Origin of the sequence: Rhizobium sp. PL01 (genome assembly GCF_033447125.1) — a bacterium.
Lineage (GTDB): Bacteria > Pseudomonadota > Alphaproteobacteria > Rhizobiales > Rhizobiaceae > Pararhizobium.
Genome location: NZ_JAWQUM010000016.1, coordinates 1 through 13,532, shown reverse-complemented (window position 1 = coordinate 13,532; position 13,532 = coordinate 1). Strand labels below are relative to the sequence as shown.

Below are 13,532 nucleotides of genomic sequence, written 5' to 3'. Positions count from 1 at the left end.
GATTGCCTGATCTTTCGGGAGGAACCGTACCTCCGGACAGATCAGGCCGTCGTCGCTTTCTTCCAGACGCCTTCGCGCTCCAGAATCTTGGTGGCGGCCACCTGTTCGGCGGCGCGCTTGGACCGGTCGATGCCCGTTTCGGGACCGATACCGGGTATTTCGACCGTCACCGTGAAGCGCGGGTCGTGATCCGGGCCGGAGCGATCGTCGATCCGGTAGCTTGGCGTCACACCGAACTTGGCGTGGGCCCATTCCTGCAGTTCGGTCTTGGCATCGCGACGCGCACCATCGACCCGGCTTGCTCGCGACAACCAATGACGCTGGATGAAGCCGCGCGCTGCCTCAAGTCCACCGTCGAGATAGATCGCCGCGATCAGCGACTCTACCACATCGGCGCGCACATTAAGCATCGATTTTCCGGTGAGCTTCTTCACGTCCGCACCAGTGCGGATGAAGAGATGCAGCGACAGCGTATCGGCGACAAGCGCGCAACTGTCAGCGCTGACGAGCTGGTTCAACCGGACCGAAAGCTCACCCTCGTCGGCATCCTTGAAGGTGTCGAACAGCAGTTCGGCCACGCAGAGGCCGAGCACGCGATCGCCCAGAAACTCCAGCCGCTCATAGTTGGAACCCTTGGCATTGCGGGCGCTGGCATGAGTCAGCGCCCGGTCGAGCCGTTCCTTCTGGACAAAGCTGTAACCGATCGCGGCTTCAAGCCGCTGGCGGTCCTCGGTGTTCAGCGAACGGCCCTTGCTCATTCGACGCTCTTGAACAGGCGGTCGTAGCGCAGGTTTGTCGGCCATTTCCAGATTTCACGGAAGGACGTGTCGTTGCCGAGCGAGAAGAAGATCATCGAGGCGCGGCCGACAAGATTCTGCGCCGGAACGAAGCCAACATCGAAACGGCTGTCTGCCGAATTGTCGCGGTTATCGCCCATCATAAAATAATGGCCTTCAGGAACGATGAACTCGCGGGTGTTGTCGCCGCGCGAATCCGGGAACTGGTCAAGCGTGTCAAAGTTGACGCCGTTGTCCAGGGTCTCACGGAAAACCGGAACGTCAGCGCCGGTATCATACTGGTCGTCGGCACGGAACATGCCGTCCGGCACGCGCTGAACAGCGGTATCGTTGACGTAGAGAATACTGTCGCGAACCTGGACCTTGTCGCCCGGCAGGCCAATCAGGCGCTTGATGTAGTCGATGTCCGGGTTCGGTGGGAAGCGGAACACCACGACGTCGCCGCGCTTGGGTTCGCTGGCAAAGATGCGGCCTTCGAACAGGTCGGGTGAGAACGGCAGCGAATATTTCGAATAGCCATAGGCGAACTTGTTGACGAAGATATAGTCGCCGACCAAAAGCGTCGGCATCATCGAGCCCGACGGAATGGTGAACGGCTGGAAGAACACCGTGCGGATCACCACGGCGAGCAGAAGCGCCTGGATGATGACCTTGACGTTTTCCCAAAGGCCACTGCCCTGCTTCTTGTCGATATTTTCTGCCACGCGACTTGTTCCTTGATCTGATCCCGCACTCGCTGCAAAGCGGGGCGGCTATATTGCCTGGGGTTCCGTATCCTGCCGGGTCATCCGATTGGAGGCTGCCTGACGCATATCGTGCGCGGCGCCGTCCTTTCAAATAAACTTGAGCCCAATTATACGGTCCACGTCATCCGGACATGCTCTAAACGCTTCCTCAATCTTGAGCAACGGGCAGAGCCTCAATTATGACGAAGGCCTGCGCCAAGGGAAAATCATCGGTAATGGTCAGGTGGATAACGGCGCGATGACCGGCCGGCAGCATTTCGGCAAGCCGCGCGGCGGCACCGCCGGTCAGTTGCATGGTCGGTTTACCGCCCGGCAGATTGACGACGCCCATGTCTTTCCAGAAGACGCCCTGCGCCAATCCGGTGCCGAGCGCCTTGGAACAGGCTTCCTTGGCGGCGAACCGCTTTGCATAGGATTCGGCGCGGTTCTTGCGGCCTTCCGATTTGCGGATCTCGACATCGGTAAAGCAACGATGGCTAAACCGCTCGCCGAAACGCTCAAGCGAACTGGCGATACGCCGGATGTCGATCAGGTCACTGCCGATGCCGATAATCATCGAAATGAAAATACCCTAGTGAAAATACAACAAGAGCAAACAGTCCGCCCTCTGCCAAGTTAAAAATATGTCAGAAATCAAAGATCGTCAGCTCAGGCGACTGAACGTGCCTGTATCTTGCCTTGGCGGCGGATATGCCGCCGGGACTGAAACAGTTTGGCCGCATAGAAAGCCGCGACATAGAAAACAACGGCACTGACGGCTGCAAGCGGCACCGAGCCAATCAGCATTGGCTTCAAAACCGGTTCCCACAAATGGGAGATCTCAAGATGCCGCAGCATGTGGAGGATATCCTGACCGGCCATGGCGCCGTTACCCTCACTGCCAAGCATGATCAGACCAACCTCGTAGGTGGCCGCCAGGATGAACGGGATGGTCAGTGGATTGGCGAGCGCCGTCGATATGCCGGCTGCGATCATGTTTCCGGACAACAGATAGGCAAAAGCGAGCGCGATGAGGATGTGAAAACCGACAAATGGGGTTGCCGAAGACGCAGCACCGGCAGCGACGCCGACCGCTATCGAGTGCGGCGATGACGAGATCCTCAGCACGCGCATTGCCAAATACCGTGGCCCGCGCGAAAAACCTTTTCGCGGCCACAGGAACTCACGGAGCTTGCCCGACCAGGTTGCCGGCTTCTTGCGTCTGAACAACATAATGCTCTGATAGACGATGCGGATATGGCTGTTCAATGGCAGTTGCGCGGAAATCAGCACTTCCGGAATGGGAAGCGCAAATATGCCACATGCCGGGCAATCATTGTCGGCCGCTCAATACGCTTGCGCGTCATGCGCAAAAGCCAGCCCCGCCATACGCTCTGTGCATAGGTCCCGGCAGCCTGTATCGACAGGCAGCCGGACGGTCAGTTCGCTTAGAACGAGTTGCGGAACAGGCCGCGGTCGATCTGACGCTGACGGTATTCCAGGTCGATCCGGTCGAGCGAACCATTGAGATAGTTCAGTTCACGGTCTTCGACAGACGGGACGCGCAGGGCGTTGGTGATCTTCTTCAGTTGCTTAAACATGGTAAACCTCTTTTTGTTTACCTCCCGACGCTGAAGATAGTCGAACCCACCGCCCTTCACTAGAGCTACAAAGAGGCGGCAGCCATGCGCAGCGCGCATGCCCTGCACGTTTTCGCCCCAGAGAATGCACAATCAAAGTGCAATTGCCGCCAAGCCATGCGAAACGGCCATCAATCATGGCGAAAGATAGACACGATCTTCCGCCAGCCGTCGAACCATGCGCACGAGGCGGAGAGCTGACTGTCGATTTCAATCCTGTGCGCAAGGGCAACGCAGGCCTTACTCGAACACGCGCTTGACCGTGGAAACGCTCGGCAGGTCGCGGATCTGAGTGACGAGATGGTTGAGCTGGCGAAGATCCCAAACCTCGATATCCAGTTCGAATTCGCTGAAATCGGCAGCCACCCCTCCCATCGACAACGTCCGGATATTAATGTCGCTGGTGGCGATCGCCTGAGCGATCTCGGCCAGCGTACCCGGCTCGTTGAGCGCATTGATCTGGATGCGCGCCATGAAGCGAGTGTTGTTCGCCTCGTCGAGATCCCAGCGCACATCGATCCAGCGCTCCGATTCGTCGTCGAACTTCTGCAAGCTCGGCGACTGGATCGGGTAGATAGTGATCCCCTTGTCCTTTTCCATGATGCCGACAATACGGTCGCCCGGCACAGCGCCGGACGCGCTGAAATGGACCTCGGCATTGCCGGAAAGCCCGCGGATCGGCAGAGCCTCAGGCCCCTCGCTGTCCAGCACGTCGAACATGTCCTTGGGGCGTCCCGGCAGTTTGAAGACCATGCCTGCAGCACTGCGCATGTTGAACCAGCCTTCATCATTGGGCTTGACCGTCACCCGCTCGTCCTGATGATCGGGATAGACAGCGCGCAGCACATCGAGCGAAGACAGCTCGCCACGGCCAACGGCGGCGATCGCGTCTTCGATTTCCTTATGGCCGAGGCGATGCAGGACAGGCTTCATCCCTTCACGGGTGAAGGATTTTCCGGCCCGCTCGAACGTGCGCTCAAGGATGCGGTAACCGAGGCCGGAATATTGCTTGCGCACAGCAGCGCGGGTGGCGCGGCGGATGGCGGCGCGGGCCTTGCCGGTCACGACGATCTCTTCCCAGGCCGGTGGCGGCACCTGGATGCCGGAGCGGACGATCTCGACCTCGTCGCCGTTGTTGAGCCGTGTCACCAGCGGCATGATCCGGCCGTTGATCTTCGCGCCAACGCAGGTGTCGCCGATATTGGTGTGAACGGCATAGGCAAAATCGATCGGGGTGGCGCCGCGCGGCAGCGCAATCAGCTGACCCTTCGGTGTGAAGCAGAAGACCTGATCCTGGAATAGTTCAAGCTTGGTGTGCTCGAGAAACTCTTCCGGATTATCCCCTTCGGCGAGCGATTCGATCGTCCGCCGCAGCCATGAGTAGGCGTTCGACTTCGGCGACAGCTTGACCTCGCCGACAGGCTCGACGCTGTCCTTGTAGAGTGTGTGGGCGGCGATGCCGTATTCGGCAATTTCGTGCATCAGACGCGTGCGGATCTGCAATTCGATACGCTGGCGGGACGGACCGACGATGGTCGTGTGGATGGACTGGTAGTCGTTCTGCTTCGGTGTCGAGATATAATCCTTGAACCGGCCGGGAACGACGCGCCAGCGCGTATGGACGATCCCGAGCGCCCGGTAGCAATCGGGAATATCGGCGACGATGATGCGGAAGCCCCAGACGTCCGAGAGTTGTTCAAAGGAGAGCGACTTCGACTGCATCTTTTTGAAGACGGAATAGGGTTTCTTCTGCCGCCCCTTAACCATCGTACCCGTCAAGCCCCTTGCCTGAAGCAGCTCGTCCAGCTCGGCCTCGATCTTCCTGATCAGCCCTTCATTGCGGGTCGACAGCTCGTCAAGGCGGCGGGTGACCGTTTCAAAGGCTTCCGGATTGGTGTGGCGGAAGGAGAGGTTTTCAAGCTCCTCGCGCATGTCCTGCATGCCCATGCGGCCGGCAAGCGGCGCATAGATATCCATCGTCTCTTCAGAAATCCGGGCACGCTTTTCCGCCGACATATGGTCGAGGGTGCGCATGTTGTGCAGACGATCAGCAAGCTTGACGAGCAGAACGCGCACATCGTCGGAAATCGCCAAAAGCAACTTGCGCAGGTTTTCCGCCTGCTTGGCTTTTTTTGTTACCAGATCAAGTTTCTTGATCTTGGTGAGCCCCTCGACCAGCGCGCCGATGTCTTCCCCAAAGAGCTCGTCGATTTCGGCGCGTGTCGCCGTGGTGTCCTCGATCGTATCGTGCAGCAGAGCGACCGCAATGGTCGATTCGTCGAGATGCATCTCGGTGAGAATCGCTGCGACTTCGAGAGGATGGGAAATATAGGGATCGCCGCTCGCCCGCTTCTGCTGGCCATGTTTCTGCATGGCGTAAACATACGCCTTGTTGAGCAGCGCCTCGTTTACATCGGGTTTGTATTTTTGAACGCGCTCAACGAGCTCGTATTGGCGCATCATCCGCGAGGGACTCCAGGAAAGGTCCGAAAAACAAAAAAAGTGCGCCAATCGTAGGAGTGGCGCACTGCTTTGCAAATACCGGCGTTGCGCGAATTCTGAACGAAAACGCGGCATTGCATCAGAGCAGCGCGTCCGGCCAAGAGGCCGGACACCGCATTGGCTCAATAATCGTCGCTTTTTTCCGGCGGAACCAGGCCTTCGATACCGGCCAGCAGCTCTTCTTCCGACATGCGGTCGAAAGTCACGACTTCCGGCTGATCGTCGTCTTCACCGGACTGTCCGGCAAAGACGGAACCAGCATCGCCGCTGATCATCGAAGCTGGATCGGGCTCGGGTTCATCGACTTCGACATGCTTCTGCAGCGAGTGGATCAGGTCTTCCTTGAGATCGCCCGGCGAGAGCGTCTCGTCGGCGATTTCGCGCAGCGCGACGACCGGATTCTTGTCGTTGTCACGATCGATGGTGATCGCAGCCCCCTGCGAGATCAGGCGGGCACGATGGCTTGCAAGAAGTACGAGCTCGAAACGGTTATCGACTTTGTCGATGCAATCTTCAACGGTGACGCGGGCCATGCCTGTCCTTTGGATCTCAAGAGCGCAGCTAAAATCATGGATGCCGTAAGACGTCCGCTGCTGCGCTGATTAACAACACCGGAACCCGTCCAGCCGTCGGCTTGACGGTATCCGCGGCTCCGATTTCAGGAATTACCCTGCCCGATACAATCAAAACCGCATAAATTCAAGTTTTTCCTGCAATGCCAAAAAAGATATCCGGAAATCAGGGCTGCAGCGGTGTTGGAGACAAAAACGACATCCAGGTAACCACTCCCAATCGATTGGCTTTGACATCCGCTTAAATGATGATTGAATATCGTTAAATCCTGATGAGCCATGGAGGAATTGACGTTTTCGCCGAGAGCACCCGACCCAGGCCATCAGAAAAAAAATCTAATCAAAGCGGGATATTTCATATTTTTAGCAAAAAACTGCGAGAAATAGCTATTCCAAGCGGAATTTTCTTAGACTAAAGCGAATGCTGGCTTAGAACGCTGGAATATGATGGAACCTTAATGTATTCGACTGTTCTGCCACCGAGGACGCCTCCGCTCGCTAAGGTTGACAACAAAAAACATTGAGACAACAAAAAGGAATTACGATGTTCGACCCACGCGAAAAAATCGCGCTCTTCATCGATGGGGCCAACCTGTACGCTGCGTCGAAAAGCCTTGGTTTCGACATTGATTATCGCAAGCTTCTCAAGGCCTTCCAGAAGCGCGGCTATCTGCTTCGGGCGTATTATTACACGGCGCTGATTGAGGACCAGGAATATTCATCGATCCGGCCTTTGATCGATTGGCTAGACTATAACGGTTACAAGGTTGTGACAAAGCCCGCCAAGGAGTTTACCGATTCCCTCGGGCGCCGGAAGATCAAGGGCAACATGGATATCGAACTGGCCATCGATGCGATGGAACAGTCCGAAACAGTGGATCACCTGGTGATTTTTTCCGGTGATGGCGATTTCACCACGCTGGTGGAAGCGCTGCAACGCAAGGGCCGCAAGGTCTCCGTCGTCTCGACCATGGCGACCCAGCCACCAATGATCGCCGACGACCTGCGCCGGCAGGCAGACCACTTCATCGAGCTTGTCAGCCTGAAGGCCGAAGTCGGCCGCGACCCTTCAGAGCGCCCGGTGCGGGTGACCGAGCCGGTCAGCGAAGAATTCAACGACTGAAATGAAAAAGGACCGGCTGCAATCAGCCGGTCCCTTTTTTTCGATCCCAGTGTTCTTTCCCACTGACAAGCAGCGAACTAACGGTCCTTCATCAACCGGCTCTTCTGCCTGTTCCAGTCACGTTCCTTTTCGCTTTCACGCTTGTCGTGCAACTTCTTGCCTTTGCCCAGCGCCAGTTCCAGCTTTGCCCTGCCCTGATCGTTGAAATAGATTTTCAACGGGATCAACGTCATGCCGTCGCGGTTGATCGCACTTTGCAGCCGATTCGCTTCGCGTTTCGACAGCAAGAGTTTACGACGGCGGCGAGGCTCGTGGTTGAAACGGTTGGCCTGCAGATATTCCGGCAGATAGGAATTGATCAGCCACATCTCGCCACCTTCGTCGGTGGCATAGGATTCGGCGATATTGGCTTTGCCTTCGCGCAGCGACTTGACCTCGGTGCCGGTCAGAACCAGACCGGCCTCGTAGGTATCCATGATCTCGTAATTGTAGCGGGCCTTGCGGTTCTCCGCGACAATCTTTTTGACCACACGCTGGCTGCCTTTGGGTGCCATCAGTTCATCAGCCCCGCATGGCGTAGCGCGGCATCAATGGCGGCTTCCGTGGCTGGTTCCAGCGTCGACAACAGCGGCGAACGGACTGTGCGGCTCATTTGGCGCAGGCGATTGAGCGCGTATTTGGCGCCGCACAGGCCCGGCTCCATAAAGATCGCCTTGTGCAAAGGCATCAACTTGTCCTGGTAATCCAGCGCCTTTGCATAATCGCCGGCAAGGGTCGCTTCCTGGAATTCGGCACAGAGGCGCGGCGCCACATTGGCGGTGACCGAGATGCAGCCGATGCCACCATGGGCGTTGAAGCCAAGTGCCGTTGCATCCTCACCCGAAAGCTGCACGAAGCCTGCGCCGCAGGCCATTCGCTGCTCGGAGACGCGTTCGATCTTGCCGGTCGCGTCCTTGACGCCGATGATCGACGGATAGGCCTTGTGTAGCGCGGCCATCGTTTCGACACTCATGTCCACGACGGAGCGGCCGGGAATGTTGTAGATGACGATCGGCACCTTCACGCTCTCGGCGATGGCTGCAAAATGGGCAAAAAGCCCCTTCTGCGTGGGCTTGTTGTAATACGGTGTCACCACCAGAACGGCGTCTGCGCCCGCCTTTTCGGCGTGCTGAGCCAGTTCGACAGCCTCTGTCGTATTGTTGGAGCCAGCGCCTGCGATCACCGGTACGCGCTTGGCCGCGGTCTCGATGCACAGTTCCACCACGCGTTTATGCTCGGCGTGTGACAAAGTGGGCGATTCACCAGTGGTACCCACCGGAACCAGACCGTGACTGCCTTCGCTGATCTGCCATTCGACATGCGCGGCAAAGCTATCCGTATCCACAGCGCCGGAAGCGGTGAACGGGGTGACAAGTGCGGGAATGGATCCCTTGAACATGCACGACTCCTGACGGCCCGGGAGCTTGAAACCAACCCACGCTTTAGCCGCATTTCATGGTTAGAAAACTGGCGCACCTTAATCATGTGACGTGCCTGCGGCAAGCACTCTATCGCGCCATTCGTTGCCGGTTCCCGTCTATTACACCGGTATCAATGGCGATTTTCCGCATATCGGTGCTCGCCCCACCGCCGACAAGGACGTGTCAATATTTGTGGGATTGAATGGAAACGGGTAATCTTTCGGTAACAATTGCGTCGCCAAATGAGAGACTATTGTGGGGAAGCGTGGGGTTCTGAATGCGTGGTCATATGTTTCGCCACATGATTGCGATGCTGGGTGCATCGGCAATGCTTTTTTCGACATTGACCGTTTCAGCGCAAGACCTTCAGGCGCCACTGCCCCGGGCGAAACCACAGACACAGGTGAAGACCGGACGAGCCCCTTCCCCTGAAGTCACAGGTTCCATCATCTCCGCCACGGCCTCGATACCCGTCAACTCGCCCCTGAAAATGGGACTGGACGCTCTTTCCAACAAGGACGCAGGCAAGGCAATCGTGGCGCGCAATGCCATGGCCAAGGGTACGCTCGACCGTCATATTCTCACCTGGGCCATCGCCACCTCCGGGCAGAAGGGCGTACCATCCTATGAAATTGCCGCCGCACAGCAGGAATTGAAGGGCTGGCCAGGGCTTGGCGCGCTACGAGCCAATTCCGAGCGCGCGATGTACCGCGAGAACCCGGCCGCCGCCGATATTCTCGCGGCTTTTGGCACGACCCGGCCGGAAACAGCCGATGGCACCATCATTCTGGCGCGCGCCTTGCAGCAGACAGGCGACATGAACGCGGCAGCAAAATTGCTGCGTGGCCTCTGGCTGAAAGATGCCCTCGACAAGGAGACCGAAACCAAGATTCTCGCAGAGTTTCCGAGCCTTCTGACGGTGGCAGACCACAAACGGCGCATGGAAATGTTGCTGTATCGCGGCCGTCTCGACCAGGCCGCCCGTTTCAGTGATCTCGGCAAGGCGCAATCGCTTTACCGCGCGTGGATCGCGGTTGCCAAGAAGGCAGATAATGCAGCGGCGTTGATTGCCGCTGTCGACCGTTCCTGGTCCAACGAACCGGCCTACCTGTTCATTCGAGTCGAATATCTGCGCAAGCAGGAGAAATACGAAGAGGCAGCCAAGCTTCTGGCCGGTCTTTCGAAAGACAAGGACGCGCTCGTCAATCCGGGTGAATGGTGGGTCGAGCAACGGATCATCAGCCGGGGTCTGCTGGACCAAGGCAAATTCAAGGCCGCGTATGCGATCGCGGCAAACAACTCTGCGGTTGCCCCGGCCGATGTTGTCGATGCGGAATTCCATGCCGGCTGGTTTGCCCTGCGCGGGCTGAAGGACGCGTCGGTTGCAACGCAGCACTTTCAACGCATCCTGAAGGCGTCCAACCGGCCAATTTCGGTTTCGCGTGCCTGGTACTGGATGGGACGCGCCGCCGAGGCAGGTGCTCCCGGCGATGCAAAAGAGTATTTTGCCAAAGCGGCTACCCTTCCCGGCACATTCTACGGGCAACTTGCGGCAGCCCGGCTTGGCCGTAAGGGGCTGAACGTCACCTACCCGTCACCGACGGCCGATGATCGCGCGCGGTTCGAGGGCCGCGAAGCGGTTCAAGCTATCGCGCGGCTGGAGGAGGCAGGGCATGGCTGGCGCGCTGACAATCTCTACCGGGCCCTGGCCGAGGAACTGACCAGCCCGGGAGAACTCGCCATCCTTTCAGCCGGCGCAGAAAAAGCCGGTGGGCACCAACTGTCGCTGCAGATCGGCAAACTCGCCTTTGGCCGCGGGATCGACGTTGCGGCCCTCGCCTTCCCGATCGGCGTCATTCCGGCAAATGCCAATATCAGTGGCGCGGGCAAGGCGCTGGCCTATGCGATTGCCCGCCAGGAAAGCGCCTTCAATCCGGCAGCGATCTCGCCTGCCAATGCACGCGGACTGTTGCAAATCCTACCGGGCACGGCCAAAGGCGTCGCCGGCCGGCATGGCCTTGCCTATTCCCAGGAGCGATTGACGACAGATACCGCCTATAATGCCACGCTCGGAGCGCATTACCTTGGCGAGCAGATCGATGATTTCGGCGGCTCCTACATTCTCACCTTCATCGCCTACAATGCCGGTCCTCGCCGCGTGCCGGACTGGATCAACCGCTACGGCGACCCGCGTGGCAAGTCGATCGATGACGTCGTCGACTGGATCGAGCGTATTCCCTTTGCCGAAACGCGAAACTACGTGCAGCGGGTGATGGAGAACTATCAGGTCTACAAGTCCCGGCTCGGGCAGACGGCCGATATTGTGCAAGATCTACGGATGGGGCGCTGACGACGAACCACCCGTAGCCTGCCAGCCACAAATCCCGAATCTCCCGGAAGACATAAAGTGCCCGCCCCTCTTTCGGGACTGACGTGATCCGCTATGATTCTCCCAGCATTCATCGAAGGGAGACATCGTGACGAGCACCAGCAAGACTAGTTTTCAGGAACACCGGTTTTCAGCCAGCGACGGGTTGCAGCTTTATGCCCGCGACTACGGATATGACGATCCGCGGACAGTGGCAGCGCTTCCGATCGTCTGCCTGCCCGGCCTCAGCCGCAACAGCCGCGATTTCCACCTTCTGGCAACACGGCTCTCAACCCATCCGGATAATCCACGCCGCGTCATCGCGCTCGACTATCGGGGGCGCGGTTTTTCGGACTGGGACACGGATAAAAGCCGGTATCAACTGCCCGTCGAAGCCCAGGATGTCCTGAGCGCATGCGCCGCTCTCGAGATCGCGCGGGCGATCTTCATCGGCACGTCACGCGGCGGGCTGATCCTGCATCTTCTCGCCACTCTGCACCCGGCTCTACTCGCCGCAGTCGTACTGAACGACATCGGGCCGGTCATCGAAATCGCCGGTCTGCTGCAGATCCGGCAATATCTGGAAGCGCAACAGCCGCCGCAGTCCTGGCAAGAGGCCATCGAAAGTCTGAAACGGGTGCATGGTGCCGCTTTCCCGGCTCTTGATGACCCAGACTGGGAAGATATGGCGCAGGCGATCTTCCGGAAAAAGAGCGGCATGATCGTCGCCGATTTCGATCCGGCCCTGATCGAGCCCCTGAAAAGCATTGATTCTAGCACGCCGGTTCCGGATCTCTGGGAACTCTATCAGGGATTTCAGACAATGCCGTTGATGGTCATCCGGGGTAAAAACTCCAGCATTCTATCACAGGCCACCTTCACGGAGATGGGACAACGGCATCCGGACATGAAATCCGTAACCGCAGCGGGACAAGGACACGCACCGCTTTTGCATCGTCCGGATTTGCTTGCCGAAATCGCGGCGTTCATCAACACGATTTAGTAAGAGAAGCGCCTGGACACAGCCTGCGCCGAGAAAGCACCAAAGTAGCGAAAGCAACCAAACGAAAAAAGCCCGGTCTTTCGACCGGGCTTTCCATCACTGATATGAAACCAGAGATTAGAAGTCGCGCTGCAGGCGGAGGAAACCGCTTGTCGAATCATTGCCGTTGAAGTTGGTCGTCGTGCCAGCACGGGAATACGAACCACTGTCGATGTCCTGATACTGGACAGTCGCGAGAGCCTTCAGACCGTCTGTGATCTGGTAGCCAGCCGTCAGACCAACGCGCCATGCATCAACACCGTTGATGAAAGCGTAGTCGCCGAAGTACTGAGCTGCCGGAGTGATGGTCAGCTTGTCGGTTGCCTTGAACTCGTACGATGCTGCAACGGTCCATTCGGATTCGTTGTAGTATGCGTTCGGGTCAGATGCCCAGACACCAGCAAGGTTGAACGTGCCAGCACCGAGTTCAGCGGACAAGATAGCGCGGATGGCGCCTTCTTCACGCTCTGTGTCGTATGCGCCGAGCAGGGTAGCCGTTACGCCACCGACCGAGCCGGACAGCATGGCAGCAACACCAACGCCGTTATCCTTACGACCGAAGTCGTTCGGCAGCTGTGTCGGAGCAAACGCGCCACCACGGCCGATACCTTCGAGTTCGTCAACCGAGATACCGGCTTTGAATGCGCCGCCATCGTAGGTGTACGAGATCGAGTTGAACAGGGTGTTGGTTGCGAGAGCGTCGGTTTCGCCGGCAATGCCGTCGTCCCACCAGCTGTAGTAGTAGCCGAACTTGAAGCCAGCGATCGCGAACGAAGCCGTATCAAGGAAAGTCGAGTCGCTGTTGCCAGCCGCGTCGGCGTTGGTCTGCAGAACGATCGTGCTTTCAAGCGTGCCAAGTTCAGTGTCGTTCTTGGCGTCGAACTGCAACTGACCACGTGTGAACGTATCCCAGCTGGACGAACCGTTGCCTGCGAAAGCACCCTTCTGTACCTGGTCACGACCGAAGTTGGTCTGGAAACGGACGTAGCCGCCGATCTTCAGGCAGGTTTCCGTGCCCGGGATGTAGAAGTAACCAGTACCGAATGCGTCGCAAACGCGAACGTATTCCATTGGTTCCGGCTCAGCAGCTACGATTGCGTCAGCTGCCTGGGCGCCGGATACTGCTGCGAGAGCTGCAGCGGAGCCGAGAAGAAGGCTCTTGATGTTCATTTCTGACCTCCAGTCAGAGATAACCGACCAAGCGCTGTTGGTCTCCCCTGCGCAACCCCGACCAGCTTCGGGAAGACCAACAGCTTAGCGCCTGCTGAGATCTATTTATGCCGCTCCAGGATCGGCACGCACA

The 13,532-nt window shown here is 58.0% G+C and carries 13 protein-coding genes; 3 read left to right on the top strand and 10 right to left on the bottom strand.

Annotation, left to right across the window (positions count from 1 at the left end; genetic code table 11):
* Positions 1–41: 41 nt before the first annotated feature.
* From rnc to rpoZ, 7 genes are all read right to left on the bottom strand, one after another.
* The gene (rnc, locus tag R6X40_RS28535) at positions 42–758 is read right to left on the bottom strand and encodes a ribonuclease III (RefSeq protein WP_318418244.1); all 717 of its coding nucleotides are present in this window, start codon (positions 756–758) and stop codon (positions 42–44) included.
* A complete protein-coding gene (lepB, locus tag R6X40_RS28530) occupies positions 755–1,489 on the bottom strand; it encodes a signal peptidase I (protein ID WP_412178488.1) in 735 nt (244 codons plus the stop codon). Before lepB ends, rnc begins: the two co-directional genes overlap by 4 nt.
* Before the next feature lie 202 nt (positions 1,490–1,691).
* The gene (gene acpS, locus R6X40_RS28525) at positions 1,692–2,099 is read right to left on the bottom strand and encodes a holo-ACP synthase (RefSeq protein WP_318418241.1); all 408 of its coding nucleotides are present in this window, start codon (positions 2,097–2,099) and stop codon (positions 1,692–1,694) included.
* Between the two features lie 92 nt (positions 2,100–2,191).
* Complete coding sequence (locus R6X40_RS28520; protein ID WP_318418240.1) at positions 2,192–2,656, bottom strand: DUF2062 domain-containing protein; 465 nt, start codon at positions 2,654–2,656, stop codon at positions 2,192–2,194.
* A 314-nt stretch (positions 2,657–2,970) separates the two neighbouring features.
* Positions 2,971–3,123 (bottom strand): DUF3563 domain-containing protein, encoded by a 153-nt coding sequence (locus R6X40_RS28515; protein WP_082546971.1) that lies wholly within the window; start codon positions 3,121–3,123, stop codon positions 2,971–2,973.
* Between the two features lie 279 nt (positions 3,124–3,402).
* Positions 3,403–5,625 (bottom strand): bifunctional (p)ppGpp synthetase/guanosine-3',5'-bis(diphosphate) 3'-pyrophosphohydrolase, encoded by a 2,223-nt coding sequence (locus R6X40_RS28510; protein ID WP_318418238.1) that lies wholly within the window; start codon positions 5,623–5,625, stop codon positions 3,403–3,405.
* Between the two features lie 161 nt (positions 5,626–5,786).
* Positions 5,787–6,197 (bottom strand): DNA-directed RNA polymerase subunit omega, encoded by a 411-nt coding sequence (gene rpoZ, locus R6X40_RS28505; RefSeq protein ID WP_318418237.1) that lies wholly within the window; start codon positions 6,195–6,197, stop codon positions 5,787–5,789.
* A gap of 583 nt (positions 6,198–6,780) precedes the next feature.
* On the opposite strand from rpoZ, the gene R6X40_RS28500 reads away from it, so the two are divergent.
* Positions 6,781–7,359 (top strand): NYN domain-containing protein, encoded by a 579-nt coding sequence (locus R6X40_RS28500; RefSeq protein ID WP_318418236.1) that lies wholly within the window; start codon positions 6,781–6,783, stop codon positions 7,357–7,359.
* A 77-nt stretch (positions 7,360–7,436) separates the two neighbouring features.
* On the opposite strand, the gene smpB is transcribed toward R6X40_RS28500, so the two are convergent.
* The gene (gene smpB / locus R6X40_RS28495; RefSeq protein WP_318418235.1) at positions 7,437–7,913 is read right to left on the bottom strand and encodes an SsrA-binding protein SmpB; all 477 of its coding nucleotides are present in this window, start codon (positions 7,911–7,913) and stop codon (positions 7,437–7,439) included.
* A complete protein-coding gene (gene dapA / locus R6X40_RS28490) occupies positions 7,913–8,797 on the bottom strand; it encodes a 4-hydroxy-tetrahydrodipicolinate synthase (RefSeq protein WP_318418233.1) in 885 nt (294 codons plus the stop codon). Before dapA ends, smpB begins: the two co-directional genes overlap by 1 nt.
* 299 nt (positions 8,798–9,096) lie before the next feature.
* Here dapA and R6X40_RS28485 point away from each other — a divergent pair, with 299 nt between their 5' ends.
* Both R6X40_RS28485 and R6X40_RS28480 read left to right on the top strand, forming a co-directional pair.
* On the top strand, positions 9,097–11,169 hold the full coding sequence (locus R6X40_RS28485) for a lytic transglycosylase domain-containing protein (RefSeq protein WP_318418231.1): 2,073 nt from the start codon (positions 9,097–9,099) through the stop codon (positions 11,167–11,169).
* Positions 11,170–11,296: 127 nt separating this feature from the next.
* Positions 11,297–12,190 (top strand): alpha/beta hydrolase, encoded by an 894-nt coding sequence (locus R6X40_RS28480; RefSeq protein ID WP_318418229.1) that lies wholly within the window; start codon positions 11,297–11,299, stop codon positions 12,188–12,190.
* A gap of 117 nt (positions 12,191–12,307) precedes the next feature.
* On the opposite strand, the gene R6X40_RS28475 is transcribed toward R6X40_RS28480, so the two are convergent.
* Positions 12,308–13,399, bottom strand: a complete 1,092-nt coding sequence (locus tag R6X40_RS28475; RefSeq protein WP_318418227.1) for a porin — start codon at positions 13,397–13,399, stop codon at positions 12,308–12,310.
* Positions 13,400–13,532 lie beyond the last annotated feature (133 nt).

Coding starts and splice junctions, on each gene's coding strand:
- rnc (WP_318418244.1), bottom strand. CDS start 758: ATGAGCAAGGGCCGTTCGCTGAACACCGAGGACCGCCAGCGGCTTGAA.
- acpS (WP_318418241.1), bottom strand. CDS start 2,099: ATGATTATCGGCATCGGCAGTGACCTGATCGACATCCGGCGTATCGCC.
- R6X40_RS28520 (WP_318418240.1), bottom strand. CDS start 2,656: ATGCGCGTGCTGAGGATCTCGTCATCGCCGCACTCGATAGCGGTCGGC.
- R6X40_RS28515 (WP_082546971.1), bottom strand. CDS start 3,123: ATGTTTAAGCAACTGAAGAAGATCACCAACGCCCTGCGCGTCCCGTCT.
- R6X40_RS28510 (WP_318418238.1), bottom strand. CDS start 5,625: ATGATGCGCCAATACGAGCTCGTTGAGCGCGTTCAAAAATACAAACCC.
- rpoZ (WP_318418237.1), bottom strand. CDS start 6,197: ATGGCCCGCGTCACCGTTGAAGATTGCATCGACAAAGTCGATAACCGT.
- R6X40_RS28500 (WP_318418236.1), top strand. CDS start 6,781: ATGTTCGACCCACGCGAAAAAATCGCGCTCTTCATCGATGGGGCCAAC.
- smpB (WP_318418235.1), bottom strand. CDS start 7,913: ATGGCACCCAAAGGCAGCCAGCGTGTGGTCAAAAAGATTGTCGCGGAG.
- dapA (WP_318418233.1), bottom strand. CDS start 8,797: ATGTTCAAGGGATCCATTCCCGCACTTGTCACCCCGTTCACCGCTTCC.
- R6X40_RS28485 (WP_318418231.1), top strand. CDS start 9,097: ATGCGTGGTCATATGTTTCGCCACATGATTGCGATGCTGGGTGCATCG.
- R6X40_RS28475 (WP_318418227.1), bottom strand. CDS start 13,399: ATGAACATCAAGAGCCTTCTTCTCGGCTCCGCTGCAGCTCTCGCAGCA.